General features: G+C 58.5%; 14 protein-coding genes and 1 pseudogene. 7 read left to right on the top strand and 8 right to left on the bottom strand.

The features are described 5' to 3' along the window. Window positions 1-80: 80 nt before the first annotated feature. Both gltB and ACYZT0_RS23545 read left to right on the top strand, forming a co-directional pair. On the top strand, window positions 81-4,526 hold the full coding sequence (gene gltB, locus ACYZT0_RS23550) for a glutamate synthase large subunit (RefSeq protein WP_462043222.1): 4,446 nt from the start codon (window positions 81-83) through the stop codon (window positions 4,524-4,526). A gap of 33 nt (window positions 4,527-4,559) precedes the next feature. Continuing rightward, window positions 4,560-5,978, top strand: coding sequence for an FAD-dependent oxidoreductase (locus ACYZT0_RS23545; RefSeq protein WP_462043221.1), 1,419 nt, complete (start codon window positions 4,560-4,562; stop codon window positions 5,976-5,978). A 61-nt stretch (window positions 5,979-6,039) separates the two neighbouring features. On the opposite strand, the gene ACYZT0_RS23540 is transcribed toward ACYZT0_RS23545, so the two are convergent. After that, a complete protein-coding gene (locus tag ACYZT0_RS23540) occupies window positions 6,040-7,209 on the bottom strand; it encodes an IS4 family transposase (protein ID WP_462041955.1) in 1,170 nt (389 codons plus the stop codon). Window positions 7,210-7,516: 307 nt separating this feature from the next. On the opposite strand from ACYZT0_RS23540, the gene hemE reads away from it, so the two are divergent. Next, window positions 7,517-8,584 carry a uroporphyrinogen decarboxylase gene (gene hemE, locus ACYZT0_RS23535; protein WP_462043220.1) on the top strand — a complete coding sequence of 356 codons (1,068 nt, stop codon included), beginning with the start codon at window positions 7,517-7,519 and terminating at the stop codon, window positions 8,582-8,584. Between the two features lie 49 nt (window positions 8,585-8,633). Here hemE and ACYZT0_RS23530 read toward each other — a convergent pair whose 3' ends face one another. Then, window positions 8,634-9,908 (bottom strand): MFS transporter, encoded by a 1,275-nt coding sequence (locus ACYZT0_RS23530; protein WP_462043219.1) that lies wholly within the window; start codon window positions 9,906-9,908, stop codon window positions 8,634-8,636. 118 nt (window positions 9,909-10,026) lie between these two features. Between ACYZT0_RS23530 and ACYZT0_RS23525 the strand changes: the two genes are divergently transcribed. The 3 genes from ACYZT0_RS23525 to ACYZT0_RS23515 all read left to right on the top strand — a co-directional run bounded on the left by ACYZT0_RS23525 (window position 10,027) and on the right by ACYZT0_RS23515 (window position 12,391). Further along, entirely contained in the window at window positions 10,027-10,929 is a 903-nt protein-coding gene (locus tag ACYZT0_RS23525; protein WP_111449361.1) for a LysR family transcriptional regulator, read from the top strand. A gap of 412 nt (window positions 10,930-11,341) precedes the next feature. Beyond that, window positions 11,342-11,608: a DUF6124 family protein gene (locus ACYZT0_RS23520; RefSeq protein WP_462043218.1), complete on the top strand. Its 267-nt coding sequence runs from the start codon at window positions 11,342-11,344 to the stop codon at window positions 11,606-11,608. A gap of 339 nt (window positions 11,609-11,947) precedes the next feature. Beyond that, complete coding sequence (locus ACYZT0_RS23515; protein ID WP_462043217.1) at window positions 11,948-12,391, top strand: DUF2846 domain-containing protein; 444 nt, start codon at window positions 11,948-11,950, stop codon at window positions 12,389-12,391. A 42-nt stretch (window positions 12,392-12,433) separates the two neighbouring features. Here the strand turns inward: ACYZT0_RS23515 and ACYZT0_RS23510 are convergent, their stop codons facing one another. The 5 genes from ACYZT0_RS23510 to ACYZT0_RS23490 all read right to left on the bottom strand — a co-directional run bounded on the left by ACYZT0_RS23510 (window position 12,434) and on the right by ACYZT0_RS23490 (window position 15,316). Then, window positions 12,434-12,871 carry an excinuclease gene (locus tag ACYZT0_RS23510; protein WP_462043216.1) on the bottom strand — a complete coding sequence of 146 codons (438 nt, stop codon included), beginning with the start codon at window positions 12,869-12,871 and terminating at the stop codon, window positions 12,434-12,436. A gap of 142 nt (window positions 12,872-13,013) precedes the next feature. Continuing rightward, window positions 13,014-13,292 (bottom strand): DUF6953 family protein, encoded by a 279-nt coding sequence (locus ACYZT0_RS23505; protein ID WP_462043215.1) that lies wholly within the window; start codon window positions 13,290-13,292, stop codon window positions 13,014-13,016. 29 nt (window positions 13,293-13,321) lie between these two features. After that, the gene (locus ACYZT0_RS23500; RefSeq protein WP_462043214.1) at window positions 13,322-13,633 is read right to left on the bottom strand and encodes a (2Fe-2S) ferredoxin domain-containing protein; all 312 of its coding nucleotides are present in this window, start codon (window positions 13,631-13,633) and stop codon (window positions 13,322-13,324) included. A 19-nt stretch (window positions 13,634-13,652) separates the two neighbouring features. Beyond that, window positions 13,653-14,549, bottom strand: coding sequence for a DMT family transporter (locus tag ACYZT0_RS23495; protein WP_462043213.1), 897 nt, complete (start codon window positions 14,547-14,549; stop codon window positions 13,653-13,655). After that, window positions 14,549-15,316, bottom strand: coding sequence for an iron-containing redox enzyme family protein (locus ACYZT0_RS23490; RefSeq protein ID WP_462043212.1), 768 nt, complete (start codon window positions 15,314-15,316; stop codon window positions 14,549-14,551). Before ACYZT0_RS23490 ends, ACYZT0_RS23495 begins: the two co-directional genes overlap by 1 nt. A 132-nt stretch (window positions 15,317-15,448) precedes the next feature. Between ACYZT0_RS23490 and ACYZT0_RS23485 the strand changes: the two genes are divergently transcribed. Then, window positions 15,449-16,363, top strand: coding sequence for a LysR family transcriptional regulator (locus ACYZT0_RS23485; protein WP_462043211.1), 915 nt, complete (start codon window positions 15,449-15,451; stop codon window positions 16,361-16,363). Here ACYZT0_RS23485 and ACYZT0_RS23480 read toward each other — a convergent pair. Further along, window positions 16,364-16,484: pseudogene (locus ACYZT0_RS23480) on the bottom strand (excinuclease); the annotation flags it as partial. Between the last annotated feature and the right edge of the window lie 10 nt (window positions 16,485-16,494).

The following is a 16,494-nucleotide window of genomic DNA, read 5'->3' as shown; positions in this document are numbered from 1 at the left end:
GTACGTTCGGCGCGGATGGCAAGTGGTTGAATTGAAAAGAAATTTGCCTCGCTAAGAGGCAGCCTGGTGAGAAAGTGTCTATGAAAGCAGGTCTGTACCAACCAGATGAATTCAAGGATAACTGCGGTTTCGGCCTGATAGCGCATATGCAGGGCGAGCCCAGTCATACCCTTTTGCAAACGGCCATCGAGGCCCTGACCTGCATGACCCACCGCGGTGGGATCAACGCCGACGGCAAGACCGGTGACGGTTGCGGTCTGCTGATTCAAAAACCGGATGTGTTCCTGCGTGCAATTGCCCAGGAAACCTTCGGCGTCGAACTGCCTAAGCAATACGCTGTGGGCATGGTCTTCTTCAACCAGGACCCGGTTAAAGCCGAGGCCGCTCGCGAGAACATGAACCGCGAGATCCTGGCCGCCGGTCTGCAACTGGTCGGCTGGCGCAAAGTGCCGATCGACACCAGCGTCCTCGGCCGCTTGGCCCTTGAGCGCCTGCCGAAGATCGAGCAGGTGTACATCGGCGGTGAAGGCCTGAGCGATCAGGACATGGCGATCAAGCTGTTCACCTCCCGTCGTCGCTCGTCCGTGGCCAACGCCGCCGACGCCGATCACTACATTTGCAGCTTTTCGCACAAGACCATCATTTATAAAGGCCTGATGATGCCGGCGGATCTCACCGCCTTCTATCCAGACCTCAGCGACAAGCGCCTGCAAACTTCGATCTGCGTGTTCCACCAGCGCTTCTCCACCAACACCCTGCCGAAATGGCCGCTGGCTCAGCCGTTCCGCTTCCTCGCCCACAACGGCGAGATCAATACCATTACCGGTAACCGCAACTGGGCCGTGGCCCGTCGCACCAAGTTCACCAACGACTTGATGGACCTGGAAGAGCTCGGCCCGCTGGTCAACCGCGTCGGTTCCGACTCCTCCAGCATGGACAACATGCTTGAGCTGATGGTTACCGGTGGTATCGACCTGTTCCGGGGCGTGCGGATGATCATTCCGCCTGCGTGGCAGAACGTCGAAACCATGGACCCGGATCTGCGTGCGTTCTACGAATACAACTCGATGCACATGGAACCGTGGGACGGCCCGGCCGGCGTGGTAATGACCGACGGTCGTTACGCGGTGTGCCTGCTTGACCGTAACGGTCTGCGTCCGGCGCGCTGGGTCACCACCAAGAACGGTTTCATCACCCTGGCCTCTGAAATCGGTGTCTGGAACTACCAGCCTGAAGACGTGATCGCCAAGGGCCGCGTCGGGCCGGGTCAGATTTTTGCCGTGGACACCGAAACCGGTCAGATCCTCGACACTGACGCCATCGACAACCGCTTGAAGTCGCGTCATCCGTACAAGCAATGGCTGCGCAAGAATGCCCTGCGCATCCAGGCGACCATGGAAGACAACGACCACGGTTCGGCTTTCTACGACGTCGACCAGCTCAAGCAGTACATGAAAATGTACCAGGTCACTTTCGAAGAACGTGACCAAGTGCTGCGTCCGCTCGGCGAGCAAGGCTACGAAGCCGTTGGCTCGATGGGCGACGATACGCCGATGGCCGTGCTGTCCCAGCGCGTGCGCACGCCGTACGACTATTTCCGCCAGCAGTTCGCGCAGGTCACCAACCCGCCGATCGACCCGCTGCGTGAAGCCATCGTCATGTCGCTGGAGATCTGCCTCGGTGCCGAGCGCAACATCTTCCAAGAGTCGCCGGAGCACGCCTCGCGCGTGATCCTCAGCTCGCCGGTCATTTCCCCGGCCAAGTGGCGCTCGCTGATGAACCTCGATCGTCCGGGCTTCGAACGCCAGATCATCGACCTCAACTACGACGAAAGCGTCGGTCTCGAAGCGGCGATCCGCAACGTTGCTGATCAGGCTGAAGAGGCTGTGCGCTCCGGTCGTACCCAAGTCGTGTTGAGTGACCGTCACATTGCCCCGGGCAAGTTGCCGATCCACGCTTCCCTGGCCACCGGCGCGGTGCACCACCGCCTGACCGAAAAAGGCCTGCGTTGCGACTCCAACATCCTCGTGGAAACCGCGACGGCTCGCGATCCGCACCACTTCGCGGTGTTGATCGGTTTCGGCGCCTCGGCGGTCTATCCGTTCCTGGCCTACGAAGTGCTGGGCGACCTGATCCGTACCGGCGAAGTCTTGGGTGACCTCTACGAGGTGTTCAAGAACTACCGCAAAGGCATCACCAAAGGCTTGCTGAAGATCCTGTCGAAGATGGGCATCTCGACCATTACGTCGTACCGCGGTGCGCAGTTGTTTGAAGCCATCGGCCTGTCTGAAGAAGTCTGCGAGCTGAGCTTCCGTGGCGTACCGAGCCGCATCAAAGGTGCGCGTTTCGTCGACATCGAAGCCGAGCAGAAAGCCCTGGCTGCCGAAGCCTGGAGCCCACGCAAACCGATCCAGCAGGGTGGTTTGCTGAAGTTCGTCCACGGTGGCGAATATCACGCGTACAACCCGGACGTGGTCAACACCCTGCAAGCGGCTGTGCAGCAGGGCGACTACAGCAAGTTCAAGGAATACACGGCGCTGGTCGACAACCGTCCGGTGTCGATGATCCGCGACCTGTTCAAGGTCAAAACCCTGGACACGCCGCTGGACATCAGCGAGATCGAACCGCTGGAGTCGGTGCTCAAACGCTTCGACTCCGCGGGCATCTCCCTTGGCGCGCTGTCGCCGGAGGCTCACGAAGCCCTGGCCGAAGCCATGAACCGCCTCGGTGCGCGTTCCAACTCTGGCGAAGGCGGTGAAGACCCGGCGCGTTACGGCACCATCAAGAGCTCGAAAATCAAGCAAGTCGCGACCGGCCGTTTCGGTGTGACTCCGGAATACCTGGTCAACGCTGAAGTGCTGCAGATCAAGGTCGCTCAGGGCGCCAAGCCCGGCGAAGGTGGTCAGCTGCCAGGCGGCAAGGTCAACGGTCTGATCGCCAAACTGCGTTACGCAGTGCCGGGCGTGACCCTGATTTCGCCTCCGCCGCACCACGACATCTACTCGATCGAAGACTTGTCGCAGCTGATTTTTGACCTGAAACAAGTCAACCCGAAGGCCCTGGTCTCGGTGAAGCTGGTAGCAGAAGCGGGCGTTGGCACCATCGCCGCTGGTGTGGCCAAGGCCTATGCGGACTTGATCACCATCTCTGGCTACGACGGCGGCACCGGTGCATCGCCGCTGACGTCGATCAAATACGCGGGCGCTCCGTGGGAGCTCGGCCTGGCCGAAACCCACCAGACCCTGCGCGGTAACGACCTGCGCGGCAAAGTCCGGGTGCAGACCGACGGCGGCCTGAAAACCGGCCTCGACGTGATCAAGGCAGCGATCCTCGGCGCTGAAAGCTTCGGCTTCGGCACCGCGCCAATGATCGCGCTGGGCTGCAAATACCTGCGCATCTGCCACCTGAACAACTGCGCCACCGGGGTCGCAACTCAGAACGAAAAGCTGCGCAAGGATCACTACATCGGGACCGTCGACATGGTGGTGAATTTCTTCACCTACGTCGCTGAAGAAACTCGTGAGTGGCTGGCCAAACTGGGTGTGCGCTCCCTCGAAGAGCTGATCGGTCGCACCGATCTGCTGGAAATCCTCGAAGGCCAGACCGCCAAGCAGCAACACCTGGACCTGACGCCGTTGCTGGGCAGCGACCACATCCCGGCAGACAAGCCTCAATTCTGCCAGGTCGACCGCAACCCACCGTTCGACAAAGGCCTGCTGGCCGAGAAAATGGTCGATATGGCCACCTCGGCCATCAATGACATGAGCGGCGCTGATTTCGCTCTGGATATCTGCAACTGCGACCGTTCGATCGGCGCGCGGATCTCCGGTGAAATCGCTCGCAAGCATGGCAACCAAGGCATGGCGAATGCGCCGATCACCTTCCGCTTCAAAGGGACGGCCGGTCAGAGCTTCGGTGTGTGGAACGCTGGTGGCCTGCACATGCACCTGGAAGGCGACGCCAACGACTACGTCGGCAAAGGCATGACCGGCGGCAAGCTGGTTATCGTTCCGCCGAAGGGCAGCGTCTACAAGACGCAGGACAGTGCCATCATCGGCAACACCTGCCTGTACGGCGCCACCGGCGGCAAGCTGTTCGCCGCCGGTACCGCGGGCGAGCGTTTCGCGGTGCGTAACTCCGGTGCTCACACCGTGGTGGAAGGCACTGGCGATCACTGCTGCGAGTACATGACCGGTGGTTTCGTCTGCGTGTTGGGCAAGACCGGTTACAACTTCGGCTCAGGCATGACTGGCGGTTTCGCCTACGTGCTCGACCAGGACAACTCCTTCGTTGACCGGGTCAACCACGAACTGGTGGAAATCCAGCGGATCAGCGGTGAGGCGATGGAAGCCTATCGCAGCCACCTGCAACGCGTGCTGAACGAATACGTCGCGGAAACCGATAGCGAATGGGGTCGTAACCTCGCTGAAAACCTCGATGACTATCTGCGTCGTTTCTGGCTGGTCAAGCCCAAGGCTGCCAACCTGAAATCGTTGCTTTCCAGCACCCGTGCCAACCCGCAGTGATATGCGCCTGAAGAGTTTGATGAGGTTTTAACAATGGCTGAACGTCTGAATAACGACTTCCAGTTCATCGATGTCGGGCGCAAAGATCCGAAGAAGAAACTGTTGCGTCAACGCAAGAAAGAGTTCGTGGAGATCTACGAACCGTTCAAACCCCAGCATTCGGCCGATCAGGCTCACCGCTGCCTGGGTTGCGGTAACCCGTATTGCGAATGGAAGTGCCCGGTGCACAACTTCATTCCGAACTGGCTGAAACTGGTGGCCGAGGGCAACATCCTTCAGGCCGCCGAGCTGTCGCACCAGACCAACACCTTGCCGGAAGTGTGCGGCCGGGTGTGCCCGCAGGATCGTCTTTGCGAGGGTGCCTGCACCCTCAACGACGGCTTTGGCGCAGTGACCATCGGTTCGGTCGAGAAGTACATTACCGACACCGCGTTTGCCATGGGCTGGCGCCCGGACATGTCCAAGGTCAAGCTGACCGGCAAGCGTGTTGCCATCATCGGCGCGGGCCCTGCTGGCCTCGGTTGTGCCGACGTGCTGGTACGCGGCGGCGTGACCCCGGTGGTGTTCGACAAGAACCCGGAAATCGGTGGTCTGCTGACCTTCGGTATCCCCGAGTTCAAGCTGGAAAAGACCGTGCTGAGCAATCGTCGCGAAGTCTTCACCGGCATGGGCATCGAATTTCGCCTGAACACCGAAGTGGGCAAGGACGTGACCGTCGAGCAACTGCTCGAAGAATACGATGCCGTGTTCATGGGCATGGGCACCTACACCTACATGAAGGGCGGTTTTGCCGGTGAGGATTTGCCAGGCGTGCATGACGCGCTCGACTTCCTGATCGCCAACGTCAACCGCAACCTGGGCTTTGAAAAGTCGCCGGAAGATTTCGTCGACATGAAAGGCAAGAAGGTTGTGGTCCTGGGTGGCGGCGACACGGCGATGGACTGCAACCGTACGTCGATTCGCCAGGGTGCCAAGTCGGTGACCTGCGCTTATCGTCGTGACGAAGCGAACATGCCGGGCTCGCGCAAAGAGGTGAAGAACGCCAAGGAAGAGGGCGTGAAATTCCTCTACAACCGCCAGCCGATCGCCATCGTCGGTGAAGACCGCGTCGAAGGCGTGAAAGTGGTCGAGACCCGTCTCGGCGAACCGGACGCCCGTGGCCGTCGCAGCCCCGAGCCGATCCCGGGTTCCGAAGAGATCATCCCGGCCGACGCCGTGGTCATCGCGTTCGGTTTCCGTCCAAGCCCGGCGCCGTGGTTCGAACAGCACAGCATCCAGACCGACAGCCAGGGCCGCGTTGTGGCTCCGGAACAAGGCCAGTACAAGCACCAGACCAGCAACCCGAAAATCTTCGCCGGTGGCGATATGGTTCGCGGTTCCGACCTGGTGGTAACGGCGATCTTCGAAGGGCGCAACGCCGCCGAAGGGATCCTGGATTACCTGGGCGTCTGATTGACGCCGGCCCCGCTGATCGTTCCCACGCTCTGCGTCACTAGTGTCCGGTAAACATGCTTCATAGTTGAAGGCTGCCTTGGGCAGCCTTCAACTTTTCTCGCTCCTGCCTTCGTCGATCCCTCAATACTGGGGTTCCGGGCCGTTCAAACAGGACATGAACTATGCGAACCGTCAGTTCGAACAACGAGCCGGTAAATCCTGAGCGACGATGGAGTATTTGCAGTAACAGATAGCTGATCAAGGCACTGTAAATCTGCAAACGCACCGCATTTTCGGAGTAGGCATAAAAGCGTTTGAGCTTCAGATGTTGTTTGATCCACTTGAAAAATAGCTCGATCTGCCAACGATCTTTGTACAAGGACGCGATTTCTTCAGCTGTCCTCGTGAAGTCGTTGGTCACCAGAACTAACGGCGTCGCATGCCCCTCGCGCTCAACCACGACGCGTCTTACCGACTTTTCCCAATAGTCGTTCAGGCGTTTGCCGGCCAAATGCTTTTTGCCAAACTGGACGACTTCATCGGTCATGACCGAGCTTTGCTCAGTCACGGTCGAGTGCTCATGCAGCACTTTGATATTGGCGTTTTTCTTCAGGCGGGTGACGAAAAAAGCACCTTTGGTCTGCAACTCGTGCCACCAGTTGTAATCGCAGTAGCCCTTGTCGAAAACATACGTCATGCCGGTCTGGATCGGCATTTCCAGTGCATCGCTCAGGTCGTTGACGTTGGCAGGCGTAATGTTCACGTACACCGGGGCCAGCTGCGCCAGATCCAGCCCGACATGCACTTTGAGGCCTTGGGTGATGCGGGTTTTCGTCGCGGCTGTCCAGCCATCGAAGTGAGGTCCGCGCAAGGTGATCGACGTGGAGTCAATCAGGCTAACCATGGCCCCGACCTCCTTGCGCTGCTGGCGGCTGACGGCGCTCATCAGGTACCCACAAAGGTCCTGTAATGGCCGGTAGTCACGCTTGTTCAAGGCATCGGACATTGTCGAGCGGGCAATAGGGCCGGCATTAAGATGGTAGCTATGCGGGCCGAAATTTTCGGAGATAGTCGCCAAGGATCGCAGGCTTGAGGCTCGGGTCAAATGGCCGCTGATCAGTGTCACCAGCAATTGCCAGGTCGTGCAGCGTTTGACGTAGCGATCAGCTTGGTGTGTTTCGATGGATTGCTGGAAAAACTGGCGCGGGATCGCACTGAGTAGTTGGCTTAAACGGGTGCTGGAAAACATAAGTCAAAATCGAGTCTGAAAAAACCGATTATGCCTCACAGCCGCCAACAGCAAGGGGGAGCAAGCTCCCCCCTCGTTTTTTACCGGACACTAGTGACGCGGAGCGTGGGAATGCAGCCCGGGACGCTCCGCGTCCCAAAGGCGTGACGCGGAGCGTCACTGGAGGCGTTACCACGCGGAGCGTGGGAACGATCTTTCGGGGGCGAACCCGCGACAAATTGACCCGATAGACAAAAGGCACGGCTCTTGCCGTGCCTTTTACGTCGCGCTCTGAGAAAATGCCCGCACTTTTTTACCGGATGCCGACATGACTGCCCTGAAGAACGACCGTTTCCTTCGCGCCCTGCTCAAGCAACCCGTAGACGTCACCCCTGTGTGGATGATGCGTCAGGCCGGCCGCTACCTGCCTGAATACCGCGCCAGCCGTGCCAAGGCCGGCGACTTCATGAGCCTGTGCATGAACCCGGAGTTCGCTTGCGAAGTCACGATGCAACCGCTCGACCGCTATCCACAACTGGACGCGGCGATCCTTTTTTCCGACATTCTGACCATCCCGGACGCTATGGGCCAAGGCCTGTACTTCGAAACCGGTGAAGGTCCGCGCTTCAAGAAAGTCGTCAGCACCCTGGCCGACGTCGAAGCCCTGCCAATCCCTGATCCGCACAAAGACCTCGGCTACGTCATGGACGCGGTCAGCACCATCCGCCGCGAACTGAACGGTCGCGTGCCGCTGATCGGCTTCTCCGGCAGCCCATGGACCCTGGCCACTTACATGGTCGAAGGCGGTTCGTCGAAAGACTTCCGCAAGACCAAGGCCATGCTCTACGACAACCCGCAAGCCATGCACTTGCTGCTGGACAAGCTCGCGCAGTCGGTCACCAGCTACCTCAACGGCCAGATCATGGCTGGCGCGCAAGCGGTGCAGATCTTCGACACCTGGGGCGGCAACCTGTCAGCGGCGGCGTATCAGGAATTCTCCCTGGCCTACATGCGCAAAATTGTCAGCGGCCTGATCCGTGAACACGAAGGCCGCAAGGTGCCGGTCATCCTGTTCACCAAGAACGGCGGCCTGTGGCTGGAAAGCATTGCCGATGCTGGCGCTGATGCGCTGGGCCTGGACTGGACTTGCGATATCGGCGAAGCCCGCCAGCGTGTCGGCAACAAAGTCGCGCTGCAAGGCAACATGGACCCGACCGTGCTGTACGCCAAGCCAGAAGCCATTCGCGCCGAAGTCGGCCGAATCCTCGCCAGCTACGGCAAAGGCAGCGGTCACGTGTTCAACCTCGGCCATGGCATCACCCCGGAAGTTGATCCGGAACACGCCGGTGCGTTCCTGCGCGCGGTGCATGAACTGTCGGCGCAGTATCACGAGTGATCGTGGCCCGATAACGAAAACGCCCGGCTTTTGCCGGGCGTTTTTGTTTTCAGGCTTTCACGCCGGTCAACGGCGGCAACTTCGCCAGCTTCAACGCCACCAGCAACGCAATCACCAGCAACCCGCCAATGAACAGTCCAATCCCGTTCCAACCGCCGAGGTGCCAGAACACCCCGCCGGCAGTACCGGCAATACTCGACCCGGCGTAGTAGCTGAACAGATAAAGCGACGACGCCTGCCCCTTGGCCTTGATCGCACGACGGCCGATCCAGCTGCTGGCTACGGAGTGCGCGCCGAAGAAGCCGAAGGTAAAGATCAACATGCCAATGATCACCACCGGCAGCGGCGTGAGCATGGTCAGGGCGAGGCCGGCGATCATCAGCACGATGGTCACCCACAGCACTTTGCGACGGCCAAGTTGGTCGGCCAAGGCGCCGATTTTCGCTGAGCTGTAGATACCCGACAGGTACACCACCGAGAGCAGCCCGACGAAGGCCTGGTCCATGTGGTACGGCTCGGCCAGCAAGCGATAGCCGATGTAGTTGAACAGCGTGACGAACGCGCCCATCAGCACGAACGCTTCGACAAACAGCAGCGGCAAACCGGCGTCGCGAAAGTGCAGGGTGAAGCCATCAATCAAGCTGCGCGGGTGCAATGAACGGGCGCGGAAGTTGCGCGACTCGGGAAGGATTTTCCAGAACACCGCCGCCGCGATCATGGCCAGACCGCCGATCACCAGCATCGCCGTGTGCCAGCTGACGAAATCGATCAACACGCCGGTAATCAAGCGTCCGCACATCCCGCCAATCGCGTTGCCGCCGATGTACAAACCCATGGCCAGGCCGATGTGCTGTGGATGAATCTCTTCGCTCAGATAGGTCATGGCCACCGCTGCCAGGCCGCTTAACGACAATCCGATCAACGCACGCATGATCAATACACCTTCCCAACTCGGCATCATCGCGCTGGCCATCGTGCACAAGGCCGCCGCGAACAACGCGGTCACCATCACTGGCTTACGTCCGACGCGATCGGAAATCGGGCCAGTGATCAGCAGGCCGATGGCGAGCATGCCAGTGGCCACCGAGAGGATCAGGCTGCTCTGCGCCGCGTTGATGGAATATTCGTGGGACAACAGCGGCATCATCGGTTGCACGCAATACAGCAGAGCGAAGGTCGCGAAACCGCCAGAGAACAGCGCCAGCACCGTGCGCATAAACATCGGCGTGCCTTTTTCGATGTAGATCTCCTTCAATTCGGCGACAACATCCTCCACCGCTGCGGGCGGAACTTCATGGGCAAGTGGAGCGACAGCAGTTTTCACTTCGGACCTCGGAGGGCGCAGCCGGTCAGGTAATGAAAAAAGCATATAGCTGCCTAATGATTCAATCCAATATATTGTTCGACCTGTTTGATAGGTTTAACGACCTAATGGAGTTTTCATGGAATTGCGTCACCTGCGCTACTTCATCGCCGTCGCCGAAGAACTGCACTTCGGCCGCGCCGCCCAGGTGCTGGGCATCTCGCAACCGCCGCTGAGCCAGCAGATTCAGGCGCTGGAGCAAGAGGTGGGTGCGCGGTTGTTCGAGCGGACCAATCGTCGGGTCGAGCTCAGTGAAGCCGGTCGGCTATTTCTGGAAGAGGCGCGTCTGGTGCTGGCGCAGGTCGATAAAGCGGCAGACGTGGCACGGCGGGCGCAGCTGGGTGAGTTGGGCGAACTGAAGATTGGCTTCACCTCGTCAGCGCCGTTCAACTCAACGATCCCTCAGGCGATTTTTTCATTTCGTCAGCGCTTCCCGGCGGTGCATTTGAACCTGCGGGAGATGAGCAGCACCCAGGTGGCGGATGCGTTGGTGGATGAGTCGATCGAAGTCGGGATCATGCGGCCGCTTGGGTTGCCGGACTCGCTCAGCGTGGTGGAGCTGATGCGCGAACCACTGGTGGCGGTGCTCAGCTCCAAGCATCCGTTGGTGAATGACAGCGAAGAGGGCTTGTTTCTGTCAGCCCTGGCCCTCGAACCCTTCGTATTTTTCCCACGCAGCTATGGCAGTGGTCTGTACGCACAATTACTTAGCCTGGCCCGAGATGCCGGTTTCAGCCCGCACTTCGCGCAAGAGGCGGGCGAGGCGATGACGATCATTGGTCTGGTGGCCGCGGGGCTGGGTGTTTCGGTGCTACCAGCGTCCTATCAACGGATGCGCATCGACGGGGTGGTCTATCGGCCTCTGCTCGATCCTGAGGCGGTGTCGGCGGTGTGGCTGGTGCAGCGCAAGGATCAGAAGTCGCCGATGGCCAAGGCGTTTGTGGAGTTGTTGACGCGTAAGGTTGAGCCGCTGAAGGCGTGACTGCTTCGCAGTCATTCGCGAGTTCACTAGAAATGGTGCAGTTGCCTATGCCAAAGCGGACACTTCGCTGAGGAGCGTAGGACATTTCCGAACCGTCTCGGACAGGCCACAGCGCCTTGCGGCATTGCCTACAACTAATCCAGAATCCGCCGGCTTGTGCGCTTTGGGGGCCATCGGTAACTTCGTTCGCATCACTGATTCCCAGTGATCGGGTTTAGTAGCCCGTGGATTAACGAGGCGCATTTGCGCTCCTGACAGTCAGGTATTTCATACCTGCACTTGATGGCAGCAGTGCGCAGGGCGCCTTCGGGCGCGCCGGTTTCTCGTGTCCCCGGTCTACTAACCTGCGCACAGCTGCCACCCTTTTGTGTAGTAGCGACTCGGTGACGGCTCCACTTTTTTGGACCGAATTATGACCAATACAACAGCAAACCCACCGGGCACGGATCTGGACGCTCCACGCCAACCAAGCAAAATCTTCCTCATCGCCCCCGATATCGACAACCACACCCTACTGGAATACGCCTGTGAATCCCTGGCATCAGCGAATGTCATGGCGAGCGATTTCGCGAGGTCTCTGCAAGGATCGCAAAGCAACACACTGCTCGGGATTCAACAGTCGATCATGCTGGGGGAGCTGGCGGTGAACCGGGTGCTGGATAACCTCGATCCACGCTGAGCGGACCTAACTGATCGTTCCCACGCTCCCGCGTGGGAATGCCTCTCCGGACGCTCTGCGTTCGGCTCTGGAGGGGACGCAGAGCGTCCCGGGCTGCATTCCCACGCAGAGCGTGGGAACGATCAAACGCAGCATCACCGTACTTCGCGGGCACCAATACTACCCGCGTTCCCGAAAGCGCCCTTTGTCGTTCGGGCGTTACTGAAATCGTTGACTGACTCGATTTATGACCAGCGCAGGAAGATCAGCGGGGCGGTTACGACCCCATTGAGCTTCAAGGTTTTGTTGGGTACGGCCGATAACAGTCGTTGGACTCATCAAAAAGCATGGAGATACAGGATGTTCAAGCAGTTAACCTTCACCGTTTTGCTGGCATTGACCGCTCTGACCGGTGGTTGTGCTTCGGTAAAAATGGCGGATGAAAGCCAGGACGCTCAGGCCAAGACCTTTCAGGTCACCCCGGACAAAGCCAATATCTACGTTTATCGCAACGAGAGCATGGGTGCAGGCGTGAAAATGCCGGTGGCACTCAATGGTAAGCCGGTAGGGCAAACCGTCGCCAAGTCTTACCTGATGTTATCTGTCCCAGCCGGTCAACAGACCCTGGTGTCTTCGGCGGAAAACGATTCTGAACTGAAACTCACCGCAGAAGCCGGCAAGAACTACTTTGTCTGGCAGGAAGTGAAAGTGGGCTTCATCAAGGCGCGTAACAACCTGCAAGTTGTCGACGACAAGACAGGCCGCGCTGGCGTCGCGGAAAGCAAATTGATTCAAGCTCAGTAAGCGTCTGGGCGACCCCTGCGTAAATCGCGGGGGTGGTCCCGTTCACTGCACCCGTACCAAATCCCCGCGCAACGCTACTCGCGCCACAAACACTCCGGCCCGGCACTCATAGGTGTTCAGGTCTTGGCGCACATGCTGATCGTAATAACTCACGATGTTGATCACCGCATTCGCCCCGACCCGCTTTGCCTCTGCTTGCAACTCGATCAACGTCGATTGCACTGCCCACTCACAGGCATCGAAATCGCTCTTGTTGAAGGCATTGGTGGGCCAGTCGCTGACGACATTCGTGCGCAACACTTGAAGGTGCTCCGTCGGTCCATTGCCGGCCAGGTAGAACCTCACGCTGCCATCGAGCCGCCCGGCGCGGATCGCATTGGACAGGACTGTCTCAAAAGGCATGTACATCAGATTGGTTGCTTGGCTGGCACTGGGCAGCAGGCCGAACAGTAACGCGGCGATCAGGGCTTTCACTTGCATGGTCATCTCCTTGACGTGAAAGAGAACCGCGAGTCGTGTGACGGATCAGCGTTTTCGGTTCGAGCAGGCTGGGTGCATGCGGGTCTGATTCAGCGAGTGTAGATGGGATTGACTGATCGTTCCCACGCGTCGGGATATCTTGTCAGCGGCTCACGCGCATGCCAGCTGGATCTTGTGCGGTTCTTGGCCTCCATAGTTGAAAGCTTCGGCTCCATACCACGTACTCAGCAGTCAGTGCTTTAAAAGCTTCGAGTATCGGCTTGTTTACGGCCCAGTTTCCGTGGCAATTTAGGTACACATGAGCTTCGCCGAACACCAGACGGATTTCCCGCGCAGCGAGGGCTTGCGGTAGATAGTTCTGTTTACGGTATTCGGCCAGCATCCATTGGGCGATGCGCATGTCTTCATCTGTCCAAGTCATGGCGTGGATTCCTGCTGAAGGCCCTTAGTTCACAATTGCTGATCGGGGCGGAAGAGGTGTTGATCGAGAATGCGTTCAACCTGTTGCGGCGTCTTGCACGAGAACCACAGGTTAGCGGGGTAAATCACCATGACCGGGCCGTGGTCGCAGCGGCCCAGGCAGCCCGATGCGTTGGCACGCGATGTTCCCGGTTTACCCATTTTGGCGAGCTTGCGTTTTGCTGCGCTGAGCAGTTCATGAGCGCCTGAGCCTGAGCAACTACGGCGACCATCGGGGCGCAGGTTGGTGCAAATCAGCACATGGTGTTCGTAAGCCAGGGTCGGATTTTCTGAGTCATTCATAGGTGGTCTCGACCTCTGTTCAAACTTTGTCGACAGGCACTGCGGCTTTCGATGGTTCCAGATTGAGGGCGAGTACGCTCGTCAGCACAATGGCCGTTCCTACGATGACCATGGCAGAAGGGCGTTCACTCAGAACCAACGAGGCCATCAACATCGCTGTGGGTGGTATCAGGTAAAGCGAAATGGACGCGCGGCTCACGTTGCTCTGTGCCAGTACGTATGCCCAGGCGAGGTACGCAAGGGCGCTGGGGAAGATGCCCAGAATGAGCACCGCCAGGTTGACCGAAGTTGAGGCATTTTGTACTTCGCCCCACAGCCCCGGGATATATACAAGCAGCAGGACCGTGCCCGACCAAATGGTGTAACACACCATCGTCAGCCCGTCATAACGATGGGAATGGCGTTTTTGCAAGGCGAAATATAGGCTCCAAGACAACGCCGCCAGCAGAATCAACAGCCCATGCGCGTCCAGCTCACCAAAACCACGGTCCCCGGTGACTACCACCGCGGCGCCGAGTAGCCCGCATAGCACACAGATCCATTGCCAGCCGTTGACCCGATCTTTGAACGCGAAATGCGCCAATAACGTGCTGAACAGCGGGGTGGATTGTGCCAGTACGCTGGCGGCCCCAGCGCTAACACCTCGTTGGCCGTAGTTGAGGGCTATGTGGTGCAGGCTGACGGCAAAGAACCCCAGCACCGCCAGCAGAGGCAGGTCTTTCAGGCGAGGCAGGGAAATACGCATCACCAATGCGACGCCAGCCATGAACGTTGATGCGATGAGAAATCGCATTAGCGCGAGATGACCGGGCTCATAGGCCTTTAGCCCGATGTGGATTCCAATGGGGGAATAGGCCCAGCAAAGGATTACAAAAATCGCCGCCAAAGCGGTTTTTATGCCGGGCCTTGTATTCATTAAGCCGTAATCCTCGACGCAGACCGATTTTGCATGCTGGGCATGGCACGGGCTATACCGTCCCAGTACTGCTCGGTGATGATCAGGAAGCGGTTGAACGAAGCGCTGACTTCCTCTATGTGCTGGTCGGTGGTGCATTCTTGAGTGGCCGCTTTCACCGCCTGGATCTTGTGTTCTTTTTCTGCATCCCCGATGTGGATGTAGAAGTACTCGCAGTGCTCATGAAAGTCGTCGTTATTGGCGTACAGGTGCTTATAGTTGCGTGCCCCTTCGTACAAACGGGTGAGCATCGAATAGGCCAGCCATTCCTGAGCCAACAATGTGCCGAGTACATGGCGCGGATTGTTGTTGCCACCGTCGGTATAGAGACTCAATTGTTCGCGACTAAACGTGTGGCTACTTTCCAACACCGGCAAAGCCGTGAGTTCGTCCATACTGTACGGCCGATCAGCGAGACGGCTGAGAAGGTCGATGAGGTAGCTTTCCAGCAGGGCAAGGTGGGCCTTTTCCGGGTTGCCGTAGCCCATTTCGGAGTACAGGTTTTTGACGATTTCGACTTGAGCGTACAGGTCGTCAGTGCTCACAAATGATAGGGCAACCATACGAGAAGTCTGTGTGGTACGGGCCAGGTAGTTTCGAGCAAACACCTCAACGTCGGCGAGGGGGAGTGAGCCACCCATCCAGCGTCGATAGAATTCGTTATCCAAGGCTTTATGGGTGAAAACGCTTTCGGCGAGGGACTGGATTTTTCGCTCAACTAACTCCATAAAAACTCCTGCTTATCGAGGGATATGAAAGGGCGACGGCGTCACTGCAACGTGCGCCGGTTGAAGTATCAAAAACACCCAGCCTCACTACAAGTGACTTAAACTGATCTATGCATTCACTCTGGGTGAGCTATGGAATTGTCCCAACTGCGCATGTTCAAGACGGTTTACGACTTCGGCAGCATCGCGCGCGCTGCCGAGTTGCTGCACTGCGTGCCGTCCAACATCACCGCACGTCTCAAGTCCCTGGAGCGTGAGCTCGGCACACCGTTGTTTTTCCGCGACGGACGAGGGTTGCGGATCACTCCTGCTGGGGAGGTGTTTCTTGATTACGCGACGAAGATCCTGGGTTTGGCTGATGAAGCTCGGCGCGCGGTAGCGCCCACCAACACGCCAGGCGGTCCACTGCGCATTGGCGCCATTGAATCTAGTGCTACGGGACGGCTGCCCCGTTTATTGGCCAAGTACCATGCGCTGTACCCGCAGGTGTCTCTGGAGTTGAGCACCGGCACTTGGGCTCAATTGCTGGACGATACTCAACATCACCGACTTGATGGGGTGATCGTGGCGGTGAACATTGAACGCCCCGGACTTAAGCGTGCAGTGGTGTACCGGGAAGATTTAATTCTCATCGCGTCCGAGTCGCATGGGCCATTACGCAAAGCAGCGGATCTGCAAGGTAAGGAAATTTTCATGTGGCCCCCGGGCTGTCCGTACCGGTTGGCGCTGGAGCAGTGGCTGTTGCGCCATGATCAGGTGTTGCCGATCGTCAGCATTGCAAGCTATGGCACCATAGTTGGTTGTGTCAGTGCCGGTGCCGGCGTTGCGCTGGTACCTCGCGGTATCTATGAGCAATACCGCCACAGTGCGGGTTGGCAAGGATATGAATTCCCGGAACTGACGAGTATCGACAACCTTTTTTATTGGCATGAAAATGCAGGTCGACACCCGGCTCGGGAGGCGTTTTTGGCGCTACTGCAGACTGAGTTCGAGGGCCCGGCGGCGTCGGAAGGAGGCGCTTGTGCGCCTCAGGTAGAACCATACTGATTACGGCACCTTCACCAGATCCCCTTCAACGCAACCCGGCCATAATCGTCCCGCCGTGGCATTCATAGGTCTTGGGGTCCTTGCGTTCATTGCTCTTGTAGACGCTGACGATATCCTTGACCTTGAAGTTT

The organism is Pseudomonas sp. ZS1P83 (genome assembly GCF_054897825.1).
Note: the sequence above shows the minus strand (reverse complement) of the source record. Positions and strands in the feature narration are given on the sequence as shown.

Excerpts from the sequence above, each read along its gene's own strand:
- gltB (WP_462043222.1), top strand. The coding sequence starts at position 81 with ATGAAAGCAGGTCTGTACCAACCAGATGAATTCAAGGATAACTGCGGT.
- ACYZT0_RS23545 (WP_462043221.1), top strand. The coding sequence starts at position 4,560 with ATGGCTGAACGTCTGAATAACGACTTCCAGTTCATCGATGTCGGGCGC.
- ACYZT0_RS23540 (WP_462041955.1), bottom strand. The coding sequence starts at position 7,209 with ATGTTTTCCAGCACCCGTTTAAGCCAACTACTCAGTGCGATCCCGCGC.
- hemE (WP_462043220.1), top strand. The coding sequence starts at position 7,517 with ATGACTGCCCTGAAGAACGACCGTTTCCTTCGCGCCCTGCTCAAGCAA.
- ACYZT0_RS23525 (WP_111449361.1), top strand. The coding sequence starts at position 10,027 with ATGGAATTGCGTCACCTGCGCTACTTCATCGCCGTCGCCGAAGAACTG.
- ACYZT0_RS23520 (WP_462043218.1), top strand. The coding sequence starts at position 11,342 with ATGACCAATACAACAGCAAACCCACCGGGCACGGATCTGGACGCTCCA.
- ACYZT0_RS23515 (WP_462043217.1), top strand. The coding sequence starts at position 11,948 with ATGTTCAAGCAGTTAACCTTCACCGTTTTGCTGGCATTGACCGCTCTG.
- ACYZT0_RS23510 (WP_462043216.1), bottom strand. The coding sequence starts at position 12,871 with ATGCAAGTGAAAGCCCTGATCGCCGCGTTACTGTTCGGCCTGCTGCCC.
- ACYZT0_RS23505 (WP_462043215.1), bottom strand. The coding sequence starts at position 13,292 with ATGACTTGGACAGATGAAGACATGCGCATCGCCCAATGGATGCTGGCC.
- ACYZT0_RS23500 (WP_462043214.1), bottom strand. The coding sequence starts at position 13,633 with ATGAATGACTCAGAAAATCCGACCCTGGCTTACGAACACCATGTGCTG.
- ACYZT0_RS23495 (WP_462043213.1), bottom strand. The coding sequence starts at position 14,549 with ATGAATACAAGGCCCGGCATAAAAACCGCTTTGGCGGCGATTTTTGTA.
- ACYZT0_RS23490 (WP_462043212.1), bottom strand. The coding sequence starts at position 15,316 with ATGGAGTTAGTTGAGCGAAAAATCCAGTCCCTCGCCGAAAGCGTTTTC.
- ACYZT0_RS23485 (WP_462043211.1), top strand. The coding sequence starts at position 15,449 with ATGGAATTGTCCCAACTGCGCATGTTCAAGACGGTTTACGACTTCGGC.